Raw genomic sequence first — 20,252 nt, 5'->3', positions numbered from 1 at the left:
CCGTGATAGGGAAGGGGGCCGCGCCGCTGCCGATCGTGCCGCCGCCCTTTCGAGACGAGCGGTTAAGCTCATGGTTGGAGCGGGTCGCCGACGTCTATCGAGTGTCTCTAGATGAGCTACAAGCGCATGTTGGCTGGAGTCAGCCGGCACCGCAGCTCGAGCTTGAGCCGGCGCGGGCGGATATCGAGCGCATCGCAACCGCCACGCACTATTCGGTCGAACGCGTGCGCACCATGACCTTCCACGGCACACCGACGCGGTATCGTAGCCTCCTTCGACCGAGTTCCAGGGAGATTTGCCCGTCCTGCTCGCGCGGCCTGAAAAGACCGCAGCGGCTCAAAAGTTGGTCGTTTGCCTTCGCCTTCTTATGCGATCGACACCATGAGCTACTATTCGGTCCCGAAATGCATGGCGTCGGTTCTCTCGGCAATAAACCATCAGGTCGCCGGGGCGCAGAGATCTTGCTTCAATGGGCGATGGAAAGGGAGACCACTGCGGTTCCTGTCGGCTCAGTTTTGTCGCTGCTGCTATTACCATCTCGGAGAGCTTCGCCCCCGGCGCCGTGGGAACTGGCTAACCTGCCGCTCCCGCGTCAGCGCGATCCTTCCATTCTGTCGCGACCATGTCGGCGGCCGGTCCTGAGCGTCGTGGTGCCGGAATTTGCTACGGCGGTGCCGATTAGTGATCAGCACTTGCCTTCAACCATCACCGATTTGCCGAGTGCGTCATGGGCGGAACGATATGGTCTGGCCATAGGGGTGGCCACTGCTCTGAGGAATCCAGTCGACGCCGTCGTTCGCATCCTGAAGGCGTCTGACGACTTCGGTCGAGAGCAGGTGATGGCGGTGATTGCACAATGGCCATGGGCAATCCGCGACGCTGTCAATCGCTGGGCGGTCTGCCCCAATACCAAACCGAAAACAGTGCCGCGGAATCCCGCGCGATTGAACTCGACGCAGAGAATGAGCCGGACCGGTTGACGATCGCCGCGTGCGCACATCTCGGTTTGGTCAATGTCGGTCGTTTCCGGCCATCTGCCGGACTAGTACTATGCCGGTGAAAGCGTCGCCCGATTTTTCAGCGGGGGCTTCGATGCTACCTTCTCGCGCGAAAGGAGATGACATGTCCACGCTACCCGGTCACGTTTTCCGCTCCCAAGCCGCTGCCGTGATCACGAGGGCCACCGTCTTGGCCGCCGATCAGCTTGAGGTCTCGCCTCTGACTCTCGCTGCGATACTGGGCATAAGCGAGACCACTGTCTCGCGTATGAAGCGCGGGGCCTTCAGCCTTGAGCCCGGTTCCAAGCCATTCGAGCTCGCCATTCTCTTCGTTCGCCTATTCCGCAAGCTTGAAGCAAGCGTCGGAGGCGACTATCGGGTTGCTGCGCGCTGGCTTGCTAACCCGAATACCGCTCTCGATGCGCAGCCGCTCAAAAAGCTGCAAACCGTGAACGGAATCGTGGAGGTCATGGACTACCTGGACGCGCGGCGCGCTCTCGTCTGATCTTCACATAGTGCCTCGTTCCGTAGCTGAAACGAAGCGGGTCTACGCACCCCCGGAAAACGCCCATCTGATCCCAGCACCATAAGCCAATTTTAGTCCGGGTAAAAACTGCGGTCGGGTGCGTTTGGGATTTTCTCGAGCCTCTCAGGAGGTTGCCTGGTGCCCTTCGCCGCAGACTTCATGGCAAAGGTCACCGAAATCATAGCGGCCGCGTATGGGCTTCTATGTGGCTTTTCTGTCGAGTGAGGCGGTGCTCCGCGAGCCAGGAACATCCGGTCAGTCCCGCTCGCGGTCCTGTTCTGCGATGTTGCCGCGAACGTGCTCCCAAGCGGCGTCCAACGCGCGTACGCGAGACATCGACCAGATCGGTTAATGACGGAAACGGCATAGCTTCGTTGTGGAGTTGATATGGCGCAGCGCGCCCGTCAGGCGGGACTCGGTTGAGCCCATGGGTAACGTCAGTCATTGTCGAGGAGTAGCCAAGGCTCCTTACATCTCGCTCAGGCAAGGCGGCCGGGTCCGTCGACGTCAAAATCAATCTGCCGGCCTAGCCACAACCTGAACGGCAAACCATTTATTTCATTGAACGAAGTATCTATCAGCGATTGCGGGGTAATGGCATGCGCAATGAACGGTATATCGCCCGGTATTTTTGTAGTCTCGATAATCCCGATGCCACTCGGACATGGTTTGTCTTTGATCGTAAAGCCGGCGTCCCCTTGATCAATGAGGATGGTATTCGCATGTTTACAGGCAAAGAAACCCGCGACTTTCTGCGCGATTCTGCGGGCGCGCCTATCGTTAATGGAGATGTCGTGCCGGACGAGTTGTCCGATTGATTTCAATTGGCTCTGTAGCGCCGCTTCAGACGCTTGGTCGCCGAGCAACTGCAAACCGTGATTGGTTGCAATTAGACACTTATGATCCGTCGCACAGTAGACATTTAGCCTTAGCCCTTTGACACGGTTCAGCGGGAGACCCCGGCGGCAGTTTGCTCAAGAGCCGCCGGGCTTGATCGGACCGCCAACCGGCGCAAGTGGTCACGATCTCTTGTTGTAGCCGAAGACAAAAGCGGCGCTGCCGTTCATCGCGACCGAATCCGGCTGCATCTACCGAAGGGTTTGCTCCAACCTGGCGCGACACGGCTTGCCGCCGCGACGATCTGTTTTCCAGGCGGGCATTATCGACGCTATCGCCATGGGCCGATATGCGGCAAGTCCGGATGAGGGTCGGCCATCTGCTTGGATCGATCCGATGGTCTTGCTTTCGGCGGCGCCTTTGGTTGCCGCCCCAACTTAACCCTGTAGCAACTCGTGGACGCCGACGAAATCAGCTGCGTCCAATTACGGCGTGTCTGCATGTGCGGAGGCGGCGCGTCGCGATAGTGGCCAGCAGATAGATTCACAAGTCACTCCGTCTTGACAAAAAATTCGTATGGTGAAACGTTTCCAATCACCTTGGAAACGTTTCCATGGAGATCTCCATGAGTTTCAATTCTCGCGATCGTCGTGCTTTCCTCCAGGGCGGGGCAGCCGCCATCGGAGGGCTCGGTCTGCCGTTTCCCGTGTGGGCGGCCGACGAGCGTTCCCTGGTCGTCGCGATCCCGTCGAATCCCTCGACATTCGACCCGATCAACCAGGGCAATCACGATGCCATGGTGGTCAATCAGCTGATTTTCGAGAACCTCATCGAGATTGATGGCGAAGGTCGTCGGCGGCCCATGCTCGCCAAGGCGATGCCGACAATCTCCGCGGATCGAACCGAATATGACTTCGAGCTACGCGAAGACGTGACGTTCCAGAACGGCCAGCCGTTCACTGCGGAGGACGTGAAATACAGCTACGATTATATTCTCGATCCGGCCCACAAGGCGCTCCGCCGCTCGGTCTGGACCAATATCGAATCCGTCGATGTCCTGGATCGCTACAAGGTGCGCTTCAAGCTGAAGACGCCTTTCCGACCCTTCCTCGACTACATGACCAAATATATGGGGGTCTTTCCGGCGGGAAGCCGCGAGAAATACGGTAACGAGGTCTTCCAGCAGAAGCCCGAGGGGCTTGGAACGGGCCCCGGCATCTTCGTCTCGGCCCGCTCCAACGACGTCGTCGAATTCCGCCGCAACCCGAATTACTGGCGCAAGGACAATGTGGGCTGGGACCGGCTGCGCGTGCGGATCGTCTCCGAGGAGGCCGCGCGTATCGCTGCCTTGCTGTCGAAATCGGTGCACATCATCGGTGCGCCGCCAGTGCGCGATTATGTTCGCCTGAAGCAGGCCAAGGCGCAGGGTCTCGCCGGGGGCAGCCGCCCGGCCCTCGGCAGCATGATGCTGATGATCCACAACACCCGCAAACCGCCGTTCGACGACCCCAATTTTCGCAAGGCGGTGTCGCTGGCGACCGATCGCAAGACCATCGCCGAGAAGATCTTCAACGGCTTGGTCGAGCCCTCGGCGGTGCCGGCACCGGCCTCGGCCTGGTGGTACAACGCCAAGGCCGCTGAGGCGCTGGCTTTCAATCTCGACAAGGCGAAAGTCTATCTCGCCAAATCCCGCTATGCCTCCGGCGCCGAATTCGAGCTGCTCTATTCCTCGCAAGGCTACCTGCTGGATGTCGGCGACGCGGCCCTGTTCATCCAGGCCTCGCTGGCGCGGCTCGGGATCAAGGTGAAGCTCCAGCCGCTCGAGACCGGCCAGCTCATCGAGCAGGTCTTCGCCGGCAACCAGACCTCGGTGCTGATGGCGGTGATCGGGCCGTCCGATCCGACCTTCATCATCCAGGGCATCTATACGCCGAACCAGGTGATGACGCGCAGCTCCGGCTATAGCAGCGAGCGGCTCAACACCCTCCTGTCCGACAGCTTCCGCGTCGACGACGAGCCATCGCTCGGGCCGATCCTCGCCGAGATGCAGGCGATCCTGGCAGAGGACTCGCCCTCGACTTGGATCGGCGCGATCCACAGCTTCAACCTCTGGCGGACTAATGTGCAGGGATTCGAGCCCAATACGGGGATCACGCTCCGCCTGACCGACGTAGCCGTGACCGACCCCCGCTGAGGCGAGATCGATGTGGTTCGCAGGTCGAATAGCCAGCAGTCTTGTGGTGCTCGCCGTGGTCAGCGCTCTGCTGTTCGCGTTGACACGACTGACGCCATTGTCGCCGGCGCGGATCGTGCTCGGCGCCGATGCCACCACCGAGCAGATCCAGGCGTTCGAGCATGATCGCGGCCTCGATCGCAGCCTGCCCGCGCAATATGCGGCCTGGGTTGCACAGCTTCCCCGGTCAGGGTTCGGGACGTCCTACATCACCGGCCGCTCGATCGATCTGGAGCTGCTCGAGAGCTTGCCCGTGACGGTCGAGCTGGTGGTGATCACCTTTCTGCTGACTTTGGCCGGCGCGATCCCGCTCGGTCTCATCGCTGCTCTGACCGAAGATCGCTGGCCGGACCATCTGATCCGCATGCTGTCCCTGATGGCCGTGTCGGTTCCGGGCTTCTGGCTTGCCCTGATCCTGATCCGCGTCTTCGCGGTCAAGCTGGACTGGGTGCCGCCCATCGGGATCACGCCGCTCGCCGAAGGCTGGCACGCCCATCTCGCCTCCCTGGTGCTGCCGGCCCTATCGATCGCCCTCTACTATATCGGTGCGCTCAGCCGCCTGATGCGCGCCGCCGTCATCGAAGTCCTGGGACAGGACTATGTCCGCACCGCGCATTCGCTCGGCTTGAGCCGGGGGCTGGTGGCCCGCTACGTGGTCAAGAACGCGCTGCCGCCCTTCGTCAGCGTCGCCGGCATGTCGTTCGGCTACATGTTCGGCTGGGCGATCATCATCGAGCTGGTCTTCAACATACCCGGCCTGTCACGGGCGCTGCTGACCGCGATCACCCAGCGCGACTACCCGATGATCCAGGCCACCGTCCTGGTCGTCACGGCGATGTTCATCGTCTCGAACCTCGTGGCCGACCTCATCCAGAGGCTGATCAACCCGCGGCTGCGACATGCTTGACGTCATTCGCTCCCCGGACACTGCATCTGCGGCTGAGGCCGCCAGAGCACGGCGTCCGCATCCGCTTTCCGGGCTTGTCAGCCTCCTGGGTCGGCTTGCCGGGACCCCGATTGGCCTTGTCGGCCTGGTGATCGTCGGCTCGCTCAGCCTGGTCGCGCTCTTGGCGCCCTGGCTCCCGCTGCATGATCCGCTCGACCTGATGATGGAGCACCGGCTGGAGCCTCCGGGCGGATCGTTCCTCCTCGGCACGGACGAGATGGGGCGCGACATCCTCGCGCGCCTCGTCTGGGGCGCCCGGAGTTCCCTGATGATCGGCGTGCTGACCGTCGTGATCGGCCTCTCGGGCGGCCTCCTGATCGGGATCCTGTCCGGCTATTACAGCGGAACGCTGGTCGAGAGTGTCCTGCTGGGCCTGATGGACATTTTCGCTGCGATCCCGCTGCTCGTCTGGGCCATCGCTATCGTCGGCATCTTCGGCACCGGGCCGGTGCAGCTGGGACCACTGCTGCTTCCGAACGAAGCCAAGATCGTCCTGCTCGTCGGGCTGCTCTTCATTCCCGGGCTGGCGCGTGTCGCCCATGGCCTGGCCCTGGCCGAGGCCAAGGCGGACTATGTGGCAGCGCGGCGCCTGCAGGGCGCGCGGGCGTGGTCGATCATGACCAGCGACATCCTGCCCAACATCCTCTCGCCGATCTTCGTGCAGGCAAGCGTGCTGATCGGCATCGGCATCATCATCGAGGCGTCGCTGAGCTTCATCGGCCTCGGCGTGCAGCCGCCGACACCGAGCTGGGGCGGCATGCTGGCGGATGCGCGCTCGCTCGCCTTTTCGGACGAATGGTGGGTCGCGACCTGGCCGGGCGTGGCGATCTTCCTGGCCGTGATCGGCTTCAATCTGGTCGGCGATGCGCTCCGCACGGTGCTCGATCCCCGGCGGCGCGACGGAGGGCCGGCGCTATGACTGCTCCCGCACTGTCCCTCACCGATCTGTCGATCGCCTTCGGTCCCGAGATCGCGGCCCGCAAGGTCGTCCACGGCGTGACGCTTCAGGTCATGCCCGGCGAAAAGCTGGCGATCGTCGGCGAGTCCGGTTCGGGCAAGAGCGTCACGGCGCTTGCCGTCATGCACCAGCTCGGGCGCGCCGGGCGGATCGTCGGCGGCGCGATGCGCCTCGACGGCGAGGACATCACCAGCCTGCCGGAAAGCGCCTGCCGCGAGCTGCGCGGCCGCAAGGTGGCCATGATCTTCCAGGACCCGATGACCGCGCTCAATCCGGCCTTCACCGTCGGCCGGCAGCTCGTGGACACCATTCGCAGCCATGACGACCCTGGCCGCAAGGCGGCATGGTCGCAAGCCGAGCAGCTCCTCGCCAAGGTCGGTATCGATGATCCGCACCGCCGGTGCGGTCAATATCCCCACGAACTCAGCGGCGGCATGCGCCAGCGCGTCCTGATCGCGATGGCCATCGCCTGCCGGCCGCGCCTGCTGATCGCGGACGAGCCCACGACGGCGCTCGACGTCACCGTTCAGGCGCAGGTGGTCGCGCTGCTGCGGGACATCTGCGCCAGCTTCGGGATCGCGCTGCTGTTCATCTCGCACAATCTCGATCTCGTTGCCGAGTTCTGCGACCGGATCGCAGTGATGTATCGCGGCCGGATCGTGGAATCCGGCAGCGCGGAAGCGATCTTCAGCTCGCCCCAGCATCCCTATACGCGCCTCCTGCTCGACGCCGTCCCGCGACCCGGCCGCCCGCTGCGAGCAGCAGTGCTCGGCCGCTTGCAGGAAAGCCCTGGCGAAGGGGCTTGCGACTACTTTCCCCGCTGCTCCCTGGCGGATGTGGAGTGCGGCGTGCGGCCCGCGTTGCAGGGCAAAGGCTCGCATTTGTGCGCCTGCTGGCGGAGTGCCTGAGATGACGCGGGCAGAGAGCTTCCCATCGCCACTTCTTGCCGCCGCGGGCGTTGGTCGGCGTTACCCGGTCGCGCATTCGCCGCTGGCGCGCTTGTTCGACCGCCGCACGACGTCCGCCCTTCTCGGCGCGAGCCTGGAGGTGCGGGCCGGCGACGTCCTCGGCATCGTCGGCGAAAGCGGCAGCGGAAAGTCGACGCTCGCGCGGCTCCTCGTCGGCCTCGACCGTCCGAGCAGCGGCGGGGTTCTGTTCGAGGGGCGCGATCTGTCCTCATTTTCGGCAGCGGACTGGCAGCGTTTCCGAAACCGCGTCCAGTTCGTCTTTCAGGGCGCTCACACGGCGCTGAACCCGCGCAAGACCGTTGCGCGCAGCTTGAGAGAAGCCTTCCCGCAGCAGCCTGCGCCGGGCGCGCTCAATGCCCTGCTGGCGCAGGTCAGCCTCGGGCCGGAGCTGCTCGACCGGCTGCCGCATCAATTATCGGGCGGGCAGAAGCAGCGCATCGGCATCGCCCGGGCTCTTGCACGCCAGCCGGAGGTGCTGATCGCCGACGAGCCGACATCGGCGCTCGACGTTTCCGTCCAGAGCGAGATCGTCGCGCTGCTGCAGCAGCTGCATCGCGACCGGCAGCTGACATTGGTCATTATCAGCCACGATCTCGGGCTCGTCGGGGCGTTCTGCGACCGCGTGCTGGTCATGTACGCCGGACGTATCGTCGAGACAGGGCCTGCCGCGCAGATCCTGGCGGAACCGGCGCATCCCTATACGCAGCGCCTGGTCGCCGCCATCCCGCGCGGGCTCGCCGGGCGCGGTCGTCCGGCCGAACCGGCGCTCTCCGAGGCCGCCCGCCATGGCGGTTGCCCGTTCGAACCCCGTTGCAGCAACCGGCTTCCGATCTGCGCGCAAGCCGAACCGCCCGAGGTCGTCCTCGGCGATCAGCTCATCGCCTGCCATCGCGCGCCAGCTCGGCCCATCATCACGGAGACCAACCCATGACAACGCGCTCGTTTCGCGTGGGCGCCGACATCGGCGGCACCTTCACCGACATCACATTCCTCGAAAACGGGGAGACGGTTCATTCCTTCAAGCACCCGTCGACGCCGGACGACTACAGCCGCGGCATCGTCGACGGCATCCTGGCACTGCTCGAGCGCATCGGCGGCAAAGTTGGCGAGATCGAGGAGGTCGTGCACGCCACGACCGTGGCGACCAACGCCATACTGGAAGGCAAGGGCGCCACGACCGCGCTGCTGACGACGCGCGGCTTCCGGGACGTACTGGAGCTCGGCCGGCTGCGCATGCCCGAGCTCTACAACCTCAACTATGAGAAGCCGACGCCGCTCGTGCCGCGCCACAGGCGCTACGAGATTCCCGAGCGCATCGGGGCGCATGGCGAGGTCGTCCAGCCGCTCGACGAGAAAGCAGTGGCCGAGGTGGCACGCCGCATCGCGGCGGAGGGCACGCGCGCCGTCGCGGTGAGCTTCCTGCACGCCTATGCCAATCCGCAACACGAGCGGCTGACCTGCGAGATCCTGACCGAGATCCTCGGCACGGATGTCTTCGTCAGCTGTTCCAGCGATGTCCTGCCGGAGATCCGCGAATACGAGCGGACCAGCACGGTGGTGGTCAACGCCTATCTCGGGCCGGTCGTGCGCTCCTATCTGCGGGCGCTGACGACCAGGCTGAAGGAAGCCGGCATTCACGCCCCCCTGCAGGTGATGCAATCCAGTGGCGGTGTCATGAGCGCGCTAGCAGCGAGCGAGAAGCCGGCCTGCATCATCGAATCCGGCCCGGCTGCCGGGGTCATCGCGGCGGCTCGCATTGGCGCGGCCGGCAGCTCCCGCGACATCATTACCATCGACATGGGCGGCACCACGGCCAAAGCCGCCATCATCGAGCAGGGCCAGCCCGCGCGCACCACGGAATACGAGGTCGGAGCCGGGATCAACATCTCGAGCAAGCTGATCAAGGGCGGCGGACATGCGGTGAAGCTGCCGTTCATCGACGTCTCGGAGATCGGGGCCGGCGGCGGCAGCATCATCCGCGTCGATGCCGGCGGTCTGATCCAGGTCGGTCCCGACAGCGCCGGCGCCGTTCCAGGTCCGGCCTGCTACGGGACGGGTGGATCCCGGCCGACGCTGACCGATGCGCTCGTCATGCTCGGCTACATCAATCCGGAATATATCGCCGGCGGCGCCGTGCGCCTTGATGCTGAGCGCTCCCGGCAGGCACTCAGCGAGCAGGTCTGCGCACCGACGGGTCTCGACCTCCAGGCCGCGGCGCATGGCGTCTACGCCATCGCAGCATCGACGATGATGCGCGCCGTCAAGGCCGTCTCGACCTATCGCGGGCGCGATCCGCGCGACTTCACTCTGTTCGCATTCGGCGGCAACGGCCCGGCCGTGGCGGCGGAGATAGCCCGTCTCCTCGACATGAAGCGCGTGGTCGTCCCGTCCCATCCCGGCGTCTTCAGCGCGCTCGGGCTGCTCTATTCGAACACCGAGCACGACCTGATGCAGACCTATTTCTGCGCCCTGGACGGGGTCGATTCCGACGAGCTCGATCTGGCGTACCGCAAGCTCGAGACAAGCATGGTCTCCGGCCTGGAGGCGGACGGCTTCGCGAGGGACGACATCGAGATCGACCGGCTCGCCGACCTGCGTTACGCCGGGCAGGCCTATGAGCTGACAATCGCGGTCGCCCGCCATGCGGACGGGGCGATCGACATCGCGGCGACGAGCCAGGCCTTCCATCGCGAGCATGAGCTGACCTACGGCCACGCCTCGGCAAACGATCCGCTCGAAATCGTCAACATCCGCGTCACCGGTCGTCCTCAGGGCGAGAGCACAACGGCCTACCGGCCGTCGGCACCTCAGCCGCTTGCGGCATCGCCCAGTGCCCAGACAGCGCGGACCTGCTGGTTCGGCGCGGAATGGGGCCACCTGCCGACGCCGGTCATCACCCGCGGAGAACTCGCCGCCGGCGACCGCCTGAGCCCGCTGATCGTCGAGGAATACGACGCCACCTGCGTCGTGCCGCCCGGCTGGACCGCGGGTTTGGACGAACTGGGCAACCTCGTGCTCACAGCCTCCGAAAGGTAACGCCATGCTTGCCACGAATTCTGTTCCCGATCGGACGCGCTCCGATCCGGTGACGCTGGAAATCGTCAAGAACGCCCTTGCCTCGATCGCCGACGAGATGGCGCTGGTCATCCTGCGCAGCGCCTATTCGCCGATCGTCCGGGACTCGATGGATTATTCCACGGCGCTCTGCGACCGGGACGGGCTCATTATCGCGCAGGGCCTGACCAACCCCGTACATCTTGGCTCGTTCCCGAGCGTGATGGCGAACATTATCAAGCGCTTCGGGGGGACGATGCAGCCGGGCGACGGCTACATCACCAACGATCCCTATGGTGCCGGCGGCATGCACCTGCCGGATGTCTATCTGGTCAAGCCGGTCTTCCATAATGGCGAGGTCGAGGGCTTCGTCGCCAGCCTCGTCCACCATACCGACCTCGGCGGCATGGCGCCGGGCAGCATGGCGCTCCATGCGACAGAGATATACCAGGAGGGTCTCCGCATCCCGCTGATCAGGGCGATGCGCGAAGACCGGATGGACGAGAACCTTCTCGCCTTCCTGGAGGTGAACTCGCGCATTCCGGAGCAGGTCCTGGGCGATCTGCGGGCTCAGGTCGCCGCCTGCGCCGCGGCGGAACGGGGGTTCGGCAAGGTGCTTGCGAAATACGGCGTGCTGCCGATGCGCGGTATGCTGGCCGAGCTGCACGACTATGCCGAGCGGCTCGTCCGCGACGAAATCCGCGCCATGCCGGATGGCGTCTACGAGGCGGAGGATTTCATCGATGGCCTCGGCGAGGTGGGCGGGCCGATCCGGTTCAAGGTCGCGATCACGGTCGCCAGCGACGAGATCGAGATCGACTGGACCGGAACCAGCGGGGAGGTGCCGGGCGCCATCAATGGGCCGGTCGCGATCACCTATTCGGTCGCCTATGCTGCATTGCGCTGTGCCGTTCAGGCGGCGGTGCCGAACTGCGAGGGCTATGCCCGCCCGGTTCGGGTCGTGGCGCCGCTCGGCACCATCGTCAATCCGCGTCCGCCAGCCGCCTGCGCTGCGCGCGGCGTCATGGCCTATCGGATGCTCGACGTGCTGTTCAATGCCTTCGCCCAGATCGTGCCCGACCGGATGCCGGCCGCCGGCGAGGGCGGCCCTTCGGCGATCTCGCTGAGCGGCGTCCATGACGGCAAGGCCTGGCTGATCACGGACGGAATCCTCGGAAGCTGGGGCGGCCGTGCCACCAAGGATGGCGTCGATGGGATCGCCAACCCCGGCGCCAACCTGTCGAACATGCCCGTGGAGCTGATCGAGGCGCGCTATCCGCTGCGGATCGAGAGCTATGGCCTGGTTGCCAATTCGGGTGGTGCTGGGCGACGCCGCGGTGGCATGGCGATCACGCGGTCCTATCGCATCCTTGGGAAGACTGCGGCCCTCACTGTCCGCTCGGACCGCCGCGCGCATCTGCCACCGGGGCTGTTCGGCGGGTGCCCGGGATCGCCGTCCCTCAATGTTCTCGATCACGATGGCAAGGCCGATCTCCTGCCGGTGATGCCGATGCGGACGCTTGCGCTGCACGAGGGCGATCTCTTCACGCATGTCGCGCCCGGCGGCGGCGGCAATGGCGACCCGCTGGAGCGCGATCCGGCGCATGTGGCGGCCGATGTACGTGACGGGCGCTTCACCGAGGCATTTGCGCGCGATGTCTATGGCGTCGTGATCGGTGCGGATGGCCGCGTGGATCCCAGCGCGACTAAGGCCCGCCGCGATCGCCTGGCCGCCGATCCTTCCGGGCTGGCTGCCGCCCAACTTCGTCTGTTCATGGACCGCAATCGGAGCGTGGCCTCGAACACCGAACGAAAAGGAGAGGCGGCATGACCGTGCATGCAGCATTGGCGGGTTACGATCCCGCCCAGACGCGGACGGACTGCCTCCGGCACGATCGCGCTCGCTTGCTACGCCCGAGCTGGGCGGAGCTCGATTTTGGCGCGCTGAGCCGGAATGTAGCCGCGACGCGCAAACGGGTCGGCCCGGATGTCCGCATCTATTTCGTCTGCAAGGGCGACGGTTTCGGCTTCGGAGCCGCCGCGGTCGCGAAGGCTGGGGAACGGGCGGGTGTCGATGGCTTCTGCGCAGGCAGCCCGGATGAGGTCGTTTCGATCCGCAGCACCGGGACGACGCTCCCGGTCCTGCTGTTCGCCTCCACCATCCCGGCCGACCTGCCGGCCGCGGCGCGGCTCGGTGCCACGGTGACGGTGCAGAGCATCGCCGATGCGGAGGCGGTGATCGCCGCGGGCGAAGCGATCGAGGTCTTCGTCGAGGTCGATTGCGGTCTCGGCCGCTATGGTTTGCGCCGCGAGCAATGGCCGGGCGTGCTGCAGCGCCTTCGCGCAGCTGGTCATGTCGCGGTTCGGGGCCTGTACTCGCATTTGAGCGCGCCGGACGATCCCGCAACGAGCAGGGATCAAGCCGCACTCTTCCGGCAGGCGGCGGCCGATGCCGCCGCAGCCGGCCATGACGATCTCACCCTCATGCTCGCATCGAGCCGTGTGGTGCTGGCCTATCCCGACATGCTCTTCAATGCGGTCGATCCCGGGCGGCTGATCTATGGCGGAGGGCTCGACGAGAACTGGATGGAGATCGGCGCTCTCTCGCCTTTGCTCAAGGCCGTGAAATCCCGAATCATCCAGATCCAGGAGCACCCTCCCGGCACCGTGCTCGGCATAGGCTATGGCGCGCCGATCGCCATCGCGCACGGCATGCGCACCGCAGTCGCGCCCATCGGCTTCTGGGACGGGCTGAACCATATCCCGCCACTGGGCGAAGTTCTGATCCGCGGCCGGCGCTGTCCTGTGCTGGGCCGCCGGACCTTCCAGCATTCGGTCCTCGATGTGACTGCGCTCGGCGATGTCGCACTCGGTGACGAGGTTGTCGTCCTCGGCCGGCAGGGAACCGAGGAAATCTCGATGCACGATCTCGCCAGGGCAATCGGCATTCCCGTCATCGAACTGGTTCCCCGGCTCGCACGGTGCTTGCCACATGTGTATGTCGATGAGGCGCAGGAGAGGGGCGGTCCGGGTGAGTGAGGAAAGGGCGGGGCAAGCGACGAGCGAGCCCAGGACCGTCACGATCAAGGATGTCGCCAGCCGGGCCGGGGTCGGCCTCGGCACCGTCTCGCGCGTCCTCAACGGAAACGAGAATGTCGCGCCCCAGTTGCGCGACCAGGTCTTCCGGGCCGTTCAGGAGCTCGGCTATCGTCCCAACTCCGTGGCCCGCTCCATGCGGCTCGGCAAGAGCTACGCCGTGGGCTGCCTCGTCACGGATATCCGGCAGCCGATCGCGGCCGAAATGATCGCAGCGGCGGAGAGGACGCTCGGCCGGGCCGGCTACACGCTGATTGTCGCGAGCACCCATTTCGACAACGGGCGCGAGGCCGAGATTTTATCGTTGATGCAGAACCGCGTCGTCGACGGCATGCTTTTGACCGTCAATCGCGACAACGACCCGGATGTGGCGCAGCGGCTCGCCGCGATCCACATCCCGATGGTGCTGTGGGAACGCAGCCCGAGCGGCGGCTTCGATACCGTTCTGACCAAGCATCGGGACGGCGCCCGCAGCGCGACCGCTCATCTCCTCGAACTGGGACACCGCGAGATCGCGCTCGTCGCCGGTCATCTCGACACATGGGTCGGCCGGGAACAAAAGGCGGGCTTCGATGCCGCGTTCGCAGACCACGGGCTTGAGGCGGCGGCAGGTCTCGTCTTCGAGGTCGGTCTGTTCAAGATGCGCGAACTGGAGGCGTTATGCCGCCGGGAACGGCCGATCACGGCCATCATCGCCAATATCGACGAGATCCCCGGGATCCTGCGCTTCTGCGCGAGGCGCGGCCTGATGCTGCCGCGCGACCTGTCGATCGTCTCGATCGGTGACGCCAGCATCCTGGAAGTCATGACGCCCTCGATCACGGCGGTACGCGGCAATGGCACGAAAGTGGCGCAGCTCGCAGCCAATCTCCTGCTGAAGAAAATGTCCGACAAGCAGCCCGAGACCGTGCCGGAGCGTCTCACCGTCGGGATGCAGCTCAAGGTCCGGCGTTCCACCGCTCCTTTGGGCACGGGTGGCGAGAATGGCTCGGGCCGCCAGGGGCGCGTGTGAGCCCGATCGCTCATGATGGAGAAGACCGTGGTGCCCCTCCATGTCAGAACGCCTACCTGCTACTCACTGGCTCTCTCCCGCGCGAGCGGCCGCAAGGTCTGGCTGAAGCTTGAATCTCTCCAGCCCACGGGATCGTTCAAGCTCCGCGGCATCGGCCTTGCGTGTCAGCACCATGCACGGCACGCCAAACGCTTCGTCAGCTCCTCCGGGGGCAACGCCGGGATCGCCGCCGCCTATGCCGGGCGCGAGCTTGGCATCCCGGTCACGGTGGTCGTTCCCGAGACGACACCGGCAAGGGCGCGGCGCCTCATCTCCGACATGGATGCCGAAATCCTTGTGCATGGCGCCTCCTGGCAGGAGGCGAACGAGCACACGCTCGCGATGCTGGGAGACGGCGATGCGTTCATCCACCCTTTCGACGACCCGGTGGTCTGGTCAGGGCATTCGACGATCATCGACGAGGTGGTCGAGGATGGCGTGCGGCCTGACCTCGTCGTTCTCTCCGTCGGCGGCGGAGGATTGCTCAGCGGCGTCGTCAAAGGCCTGCAGCGCCACGAGCTGACGACCCCCGTTCTGGCCATGGGGACGACCGGTGCCTCGTGCCTTGCCCAATCGGTTGCCCGCAAGGAACGCATTGTCCTGCCGGCGATCGACAGCATCGCGACCTCGCTCGGCGCCCGCCAAGTCGCGGAGCATGCGTTCGCCCTGCTGTCGAAGCATCGCATCGGCTGCGCCGTGGTGTCGGATCTTCAGGCGGTGGATGCCTGCCTGCGTTTCCTCGACGATCATCGCATTCTCGTCGAGCCGGCCTGCGGGGCAAGCATCGCTGCGATCTACGAGCAGGTGGCCGAACTCGCCGATTTCCAGAACATCCTGGTCATCGTGTGTGGTGGGGCGCTCGCGAGCGTGGAGCAGTTGACGGCATGGCGTCGCAGCCTTCCTTCAACGAATGCGTCCTGAGGTCAGGTCAAGCTGCGCGTACGACGTGTGAGGCCTGGCTCAAATCTAGCGATGGATGATTGCGATGACGGTCGATTTCCAGGACAGCTTCCTCGAGAGGGCAGCCCTCGTCGTCATGCACTATCAGGTGGATGTGTTCGACATCCTGTTCGGCGAGCAGCCATCGCCCCTGCTGGATCGTTGCAACGCCTTGATCCGGCGCTGGCGCTCGACCGGCCGGCCTGTGTTCTTCCCGAATTTTTCCTTGGGCGCAGGCTATGAGCATGCACCGCCGGCGAGCAACCGCCAGATCACCCCTTATCTCCCGAGCGGGCGATTTCGGACCGGACTGCCTGTCGAAGGCCTGGCGGTGGAAAGTGGAGACATCTTCTATGCATGTCCGCGAGCCAGTGTGTTTTATGGCACGTCGCTGGACGCCGATCTGCGGACACGCGGTGTAAACACGCTCGTCATGGCCGGGATAAGCACAACGGGCGTTGTTCTTTCGAGCGTCGCTTGGGCCAGCGATGCAGATTACGATCTGCGGCTGGTCGAAGACTGCTGTTATGATCCTGATCAGGCCGCGCACGAGGCTCTGTTTCGTTCAGGATTCGGCGGGCGCGCGGAGGTGGTGCGCGAGACATAATATGGCTCTGCCAATCCCTTTCTCGGCTACCTATCCGCCAGCCGGTCTGAATTTGCCGTCGCCGACCACTACAGTCGCAAATACACAAGGTCGTGCGTGACATAGTCCGCGAACAGGAAGTCCCGGATCGCGGCAACCTTGCCGCGATCCCAGTCGATCAGGATGAAATAACGCGGCGCGCCATCGGGCTTGTCTGGACTCGTGACTAGAACAGCGGGGATGTCTTCCACGAGGCCGGCTGAAAAGTGCCAATGGGTCTCAGCGGCATAACGACCGAAATAATTGCCGACATGGTCTTTCCCCTCGGCCCGCAACCGGTTGACCAATTCAAGTTTGACGTCATCAGCTAGCAGGGCGCGTAAGCTGTCGAAATCGTGCGCGTTGAAAGCGGCGACGTAACTTCGTAGGCGGCTCACCTTGCCTGGATCGAGCGCCTGTTGCTGCGGGCCAGAATCGGTACGCGCGATGAGGCACCGCAATGTCTCTCGGCCGCGCTGCAAAGCGCCCTTGACCGAGATCTCGGAGGTTTCGAGGATCTGGCCAATCTCCTCGAGGCTTTGACCTAACACATCCTTGAGAACCACGGCGCTCCGCTGGGCTGGCGGCAATTCCATTATGGTCGCAAGGCTTGCTTGCGTCGCAATACGCGCTTCGATTTCCGAACTTTGGGCCGCGAGGGCGTCGATCTCGACCTCCACCTCGTGAGCGCGCAATCGCGCACGCCCACGAAGCAGGTCGATCGCGCAGTTGTGCGCGATTCGATATAGCCAAGGCTTGGTCTGGTCGGGCATCGCGCCGTTCCTAATAGCTATGTAGGCCTTGACTAGCGCTTCCTGCAGTACGTCCTCTCCATCGATCACTGACCCCACCATGCGGGCGCAGTACCGATGCAAGCTTGGCCGCAGGGCCGACGCCTCACGTTCGAAGGCGCGAAGCCCGCTGTCCATTTCATTGCCTTCGGCGGTCACGTCATATGCGTCCCGTGGCTAGTTCGGCTTAGTCTGGACATTCTCGCCGCTGGGCGCCAGCACCGCCATTCGCTCGCCTAAGATCGCCGGCGCTCGCAGACCAAACGGCTTCCGAACCGCCCAGCAAGCAGGTCAAGTCCACTGAAGCCCGGCCATCCGCACCGAGCGAATTTTTGATACTCGGTTGGATGCAGCCGTTGCCGCCATTCTGAACGGCGTGTCAGGCCTCCAATTTTGCCTGATGGACATAGGCGATGTGACCCATCAGGCTCTCGCCGGATCCGACCTCCAGCACAGCCTGCATGCAGTCGGCGAAACCCGGATCTTGGCGGAAAGCCGCGATGTCGTCTGCCGAGCGCCATTGCGAGATGTTCACGACCCGAGTGCCGTCGGTGGCGACGACGACCATCGATGAAAGAGAACCGGGCCGTTTGCTAAAAAAGCTTCGAGTGCTTTTCGCCAAGACCTCCGCGAGTTGGTTCTGTTTGCCCGGTTTAGCGGTGAAGACGTTGACCAATGTGACAGAGGTGACGTCGGCCGTTGACATGAGTTTACTCCGTTCTGAGGTTTGATTGGCGTGCGCTATTGGCGCCCTGCGCAGCCAAGACGAACTTGAATCGGCAAACGGAACGGCGCCGGAGAAATTTCTTTGGCATCGAAACGAGGCGGCCAAACACGGTCCCGAGGTCCGGGCGCTGCCCGTTTCGTGCGGCAAAGGAACCCATCTCGTCGGATCAGCTCAGCCGGTTTGCGCGTGCGGGCGTCATAACAGCGTTGCGAATCACATAAGTATCAGCTTATTTATTGGTATGATTGAGAACGAGATCTTTAAGGCTCTGGCCGACCCCACGCGCCGTGCGATTTTAGAAAAGCTGGGCAGCGGCAGCATGAACGCCACGCTCCTGCGCGATGGCATCGGTATCAGTCAGCCCGCGATGTCCCAGCACCTCTCCGTATTGCGCACGGCGCGGTTGGTCCGCGAGGAACGGGTGGGCCGCTTTGTGAACTACGAGGTCGATCCCGACGGTCTGGCACTCATAGCCAGATGGCTGACGAAGTATCGGGCCTACTGGCCAGAGCGGATCAACGCCTTGAGGGATTTGCTAAAGGACATGGATCAGTGACCGACACGAAAGCCGAAAGGCAAGAGCATGATCTGGCCTTGGAATATGAAATCGACGCGCCACCGGAAAAGGTTTGGCGGGCAATCAGTCTTCCCGCATTTCGAGAGAAATGGCTGCCAAACGAGAGCTTGGCTGAGACGGATTCAATCTTCGGGGCTAAAGCTGAGGCAATAAGCTACAGGATACGCGACGAGGAGCCTCCTTTCCTGGAGAGCATTGTGACGTTTCACATAGTGCCGGACCCGAGTGGCGGGACGATACTTAGAATTGTTCATGATCTGGCGGACGCGAGGCTGAAGTCGCAAATGCCCCCAGCTTCGAACAACAATTCGGCCCGGCTGATTTCCGCGGCCTGACCCTTCAGCCAAACCTCACAAATTGCAGCCGATGGAGTTCGCTCATGCGCGAAGCGATGCAACTCGTCCCTATGGTTATCGAGCAATCCGGCCGTGGCGAACGCTCTTTCGATATCTTTTCCCGCCTTCTTCGCGAGAGGATCATTTTCCTGAACGGCGAGGTCAACGACTCCGTTTCAGCGCTGGTGTGTGCTCAGTTGCTCTTTCTGGAAGCGGAGAATCCGCAGAGGCCAATTCAACTCTACATCAATTCTCCCGGTGGTGTCGTCACGAGCGGCCTCGCAATGTATGACACCATGCAGTACATTCGCTCGCCTGTTCATACGCTGTGCATGGGAACGGCGCGATCTATGGGATCGTTTCTGTTGATGGCGGGCGAGCCTGGTCAGCGCGCGGCTCTACCTAACGCCAGTATTCTAATCCACCAACCATCAGGCGGCTTCCAAGGACAGGCATCGGACATGCTAATCCATGCCGAGGAAATCCTGAAAACCAAACAACGTATGACGCGGCTCTACGCCCAACACTGCAAATATACCTATGAAGCTTTCGAGCAGGCGATGGATCGCGACCGCTTCATGACGGCAGAGGAAGCGTTGGAATGGGGCCTCATCGATCGGATCATGACAGACCGTGAGATCGGAGCGTCATTGGGTGCTGCGATATGAGGGCGCCTTCCGAGTGATCGCCGATTTACGGCTGCATTATAGGCGCGCGCCGAGATCGCACTCGAGATGGGCGTGAGGCGAGGTTGGCAGAGCGGCTGCCAGCGAGCCTGGACCAACTTCCATCCATTGACCGCCGGAAACTGGCTTCAACCGAACCGTAGCGAGTTGAACAGCCCCTAGATTCGTGAATGCCTTCTTCCCTGATTTTGAGGCAAGGGGGCCATGATGGGGCCCGGTCATTTCAGCGAAGTTTTCAAGCGTTGTGCGGTCGCGCAGATAGCCGAGAGAGGCTATCTCGTACGGAGGTTTCGAAGCGGCTCGGTGCCAGCCAGCATTCGATCTTTGTCTGGAAGTTGAAGTTCTCGAACCTGCCTCCGTCGGCTGGTGTTGATCGAGCGCGGAAATCACCCGACCAACCGCTTGCCGGCCAATCAGTATGAGCGCTGCTTGATGCCCCATCGACCATCATCGAAGGTGATGACCCACAGGTTGCTATGGCTACTCGCCACTGAGCCGTCGGTTCGGTTCCGAGTATAATCGACTACAAGGTGGACCTTGCGAGGGCTAACAAGCACAGCTTCCTTGCGCTGATATCGAGTTTCAGCCCAGCCAGTATCGCGTTGAAGATCGTCGAAGAACGTAGGATGGAGATTGCCTGGGTCGGTCCAGACTACAAGCTGCTCCCCGGACAGGATTACATGGGGAAAATGCAAATGAGCATCCATGCCCGCGAGGTCACGAGCATTGAAACAGCGTGTAAAGGCTTCAACGCACGGGATTGCCTCGTCCACCATTGTCGCATCGTTGCCGCGGTCCCACGTGGGTTGAAAGAGTGCATCGGAATTGCTCATTGAGAGAGACACTTTCAGTCGAACGGTCGGTCGCATCTATCTGACCGCTTGCGCGGCAAGAGCGGAACGAAT

Annotated in this window: 20 protein-coding genes; 16 read left to right on the top strand and 4 right to left on the bottom strand. The window is 63.4% G+C overall.

The genetic code is table 11. From position 1 onward, the window contains the following. Positions 1 to 2 precede the first annotated feature (2 nt). The gene (locus AC1DE3_RS26300) at positions 3 to 980 is read left to right on the top strand and encodes a TniQ family protein (protein WP_476852928.1); all 978 of its coding nucleotides are present in this window, start codon (positions 3 to 5) and stop codon (positions 978 to 980) included. Between the two features lie 142 nt (positions 981 to 1,122). Then, a complete protein-coding gene (locus tag AC1DE3_RS26295; protein WP_476852927.1) occupies positions 1,123 to 1,503 on the top strand; it encodes an antitoxin Xre/MbcA/ParS toxin-binding domain-containing protein in 381 nt (126 codons plus the stop codon). Between the two features lie 500 nt (positions 1,504 to 2,003). Here AC1DE3_RS26295 and AC1DE3_RS26290 read toward each other — a convergent pair whose 3' ends face one another. Continuing rightward, the gene (locus AC1DE3_RS26290) at positions 2,004 to 2,390 is read right to left on the bottom strand and encodes a hypothetical protein (protein ID WP_476852926.1); all 387 of its coding nucleotides are present in this window, start codon (positions 2,388 to 2,390) and stop codon (positions 2,004 to 2,006) included. Between the two features lie 596 nt (positions 2,391 to 2,986). Here AC1DE3_RS26290 and AC1DE3_RS26285 point away from each other — a divergent pair. The 11 genes from AC1DE3_RS26285 to AC1DE3_RS26235 all read left to right on the top strand — a co-directional run bounded on the left by AC1DE3_RS26285 (position 2,987) and on the right by AC1DE3_RS26235 (position 16,213). After that, the gene (locus tag AC1DE3_RS26285; RefSeq protein ID WP_476852925.1) at positions 2,987 to 4,555 is read left to right on the top strand and encodes an ABC transporter substrate-binding protein; all 1,569 of its coding nucleotides are present in this window, start codon (positions 2,987 to 2,989) and stop codon (positions 4,553 to 4,555) included. A gap of 10 nt (positions 4,556 to 4,565) precedes the next feature. Then, positions 4,566 to 5,501, top strand: coding sequence for an ABC transporter permease (locus tag AC1DE3_RS26280; RefSeq protein WP_476852924.1), 936 nt, complete (start codon positions 4,566 to 4,568; stop codon positions 5,499 to 5,501). Next, positions 5,494 to 6,459: an ABC transporter permease gene (locus AC1DE3_RS26275; protein ID WP_476852923.1), complete on the top strand. Its 966-nt coding sequence runs from the start codon at positions 5,494 to 5,496 to the stop codon at positions 6,457 to 6,459. The genes AC1DE3_RS26280 and AC1DE3_RS26275 overlap by 8 nt, the downstream gene beginning before the upstream one ends. Next, positions 6,456 to 7,406, top strand: a complete 951-nt coding sequence (locus tag AC1DE3_RS26270; RefSeq protein ID WP_476852922.1) for an ABC transporter ATP-binding protein — start codon at positions 6,456 to 6,458, stop codon at positions 7,404 to 7,406. Before AC1DE3_RS26275 ends, AC1DE3_RS26270 begins: the two co-directional genes overlap by 4 nt. Position 7,407: 1 nt before the next feature. Then, positions 7,408 to 8,397: an ABC transporter ATP-binding protein gene (locus tag AC1DE3_RS26265; protein ID WP_476852921.1), complete on the top strand. Its 990-nt coding sequence runs from the start codon at positions 7,408 to 7,410 to the stop codon at positions 8,395 to 8,397. After that, the gene (locus AC1DE3_RS26260) at positions 8,394 to 10,502 is read left to right on the top strand and encodes a hydantoinase/oxoprolinase family protein (protein ID WP_476852920.1); all 2,109 of its coding nucleotides are present in this window, start codon (positions 8,394 to 8,396) and stop codon (positions 10,500 to 10,502) included. The genes AC1DE3_RS26265 and AC1DE3_RS26260 overlap by 4 nt, the downstream gene beginning before the upstream one ends. A 4-nt stretch (positions 10,503 to 10,506) precedes the next feature. Continuing rightward, positions 10,507 to 12,351: a hydantoinase B/oxoprolinase family protein gene (locus AC1DE3_RS26255; protein ID WP_476852919.1), complete on the top strand. Its 1,845-nt coding sequence runs from the start codon at positions 10,507 to 10,509 to the stop codon at positions 12,349 to 12,351. Continuing rightward, on the top strand, positions 12,348 to 13,559 hold the full coding sequence (alr, locus tag AC1DE3_RS26250; protein ID WP_476852918.1) for an alanine racemase: 1,212 nt from the start codon (positions 12,348 to 12,350) through the stop codon (positions 13,557 to 13,559). Before AC1DE3_RS26255 ends, alr begins: the two co-directional genes overlap by 4 nt. Further along, complete coding sequence (locus AC1DE3_RS26245) at positions 13,552 to 14,628, top strand: LacI family DNA-binding transcriptional regulator (RefSeq protein WP_476852917.1); 1,077 nt, start codon at positions 13,552 to 13,554, stop codon at positions 14,626 to 14,628. Before alr ends, AC1DE3_RS26245 begins: the two co-directional genes overlap by 8 nt. A 12-nt stretch (positions 14,629 to 14,640) precedes the next feature. Then, a complete protein-coding gene (locus tag AC1DE3_RS26240; RefSeq protein WP_476852916.1) occupies positions 14,641 to 15,588 on the top strand; it encodes a pyridoxal-phosphate dependent enzyme in 948 nt (315 codons plus the stop codon). Positions 15,589 to 15,652: 64 nt separating this feature from the next. Then, the gene (locus tag AC1DE3_RS26235; RefSeq protein ID WP_476852915.1) at positions 15,653 to 16,213 is read left to right on the top strand and encodes a cysteine hydrolase family protein; all 561 of its coding nucleotides are present in this window, start codon (positions 15,653 to 15,655) and stop codon (positions 16,211 to 16,213) included. Between the two features lie 68 nt (positions 16,214 to 16,281). Here the strand turns inward: AC1DE3_RS26235 and AC1DE3_RS26230 are convergent, their stop codons facing one another. Continuing rightward, positions 16,282 to 17,181, bottom strand: coding sequence for a sigma-70 family RNA polymerase sigma factor (locus tag AC1DE3_RS26230; RefSeq protein WP_476852914.1), 900 nt, complete (start codon positions 17,179 to 17,181; stop codon positions 16,282 to 16,284). A gap of 220 nt (positions 17,182 to 17,401) precedes the next feature. Then, on the bottom strand, positions 17,402 to 17,728 hold the full coding sequence (locus tag AC1DE3_RS26225) for a putative quinol monooxygenase (RefSeq protein WP_476852913.1): 327 nt from the start codon (positions 17,726 to 17,728) through the stop codon (positions 17,402 to 17,404). 262 nt (positions 17,729 to 17,990) lie between these two features. Between AC1DE3_RS26225 and AC1DE3_RS26220 the strand changes: the two genes are divergently transcribed. The 3 genes from AC1DE3_RS26220 to AC1DE3_RS26210 are packed head-to-tail and all read left to right on the top strand — an operon-like array spanning position 17,991 to position 19,329. Continuing rightward, on the top strand, positions 17,991 to 18,305 hold the full coding sequence (locus AC1DE3_RS26220) for an ArsR/SmtB family transcription factor (RefSeq protein WP_476852934.1): 315 nt from the start codon (positions 17,991 to 17,993) through the stop codon (positions 18,303 to 18,305). Continuing rightward, complete coding sequence (locus AC1DE3_RS26215) at positions 18,302 to 18,661, top strand: SRPBCC family protein (protein ID WP_476852912.1); 360 nt, start codon at positions 18,302 to 18,304, stop codon at positions 18,659 to 18,661. The genes AC1DE3_RS26220 and AC1DE3_RS26215 overlap by 4 nt, the downstream gene beginning before the upstream one ends. A gap of 44 nt (positions 18,662 to 18,705) precedes the next feature. Continuing rightward, positions 18,706 to 19,329, top strand: a complete 624-nt coding sequence (locus AC1DE3_RS26210) for an ATP-dependent Clp protease proteolytic subunit (RefSeq protein ID WP_476852911.1) — start codon at positions 18,706 to 18,708, stop codon at positions 19,327 to 19,329. Positions 19,330 to 19,760: 431 nt separating this feature from the next. On the opposite strand, the gene AC1DE3_RS26205 is transcribed toward AC1DE3_RS26210, so the two are convergent. Beyond that, positions 19,761 to 20,180: a hypothetical protein gene (locus AC1DE3_RS26205; protein WP_476852910.1), complete on the bottom strand. Its 420-nt coding sequence runs from the start codon at positions 20,178 to 20,180 to the stop codon at positions 19,761 to 19,763. Between the last annotated feature and the right edge of the window lie 72 nt (positions 20,181 to 20,252).

Source organism: Allobosea sp. 10L417, from assembly GCF_056395485.1.
This window is presented reverse-complemented; position numbering and strand designations above follow the sequence as displayed.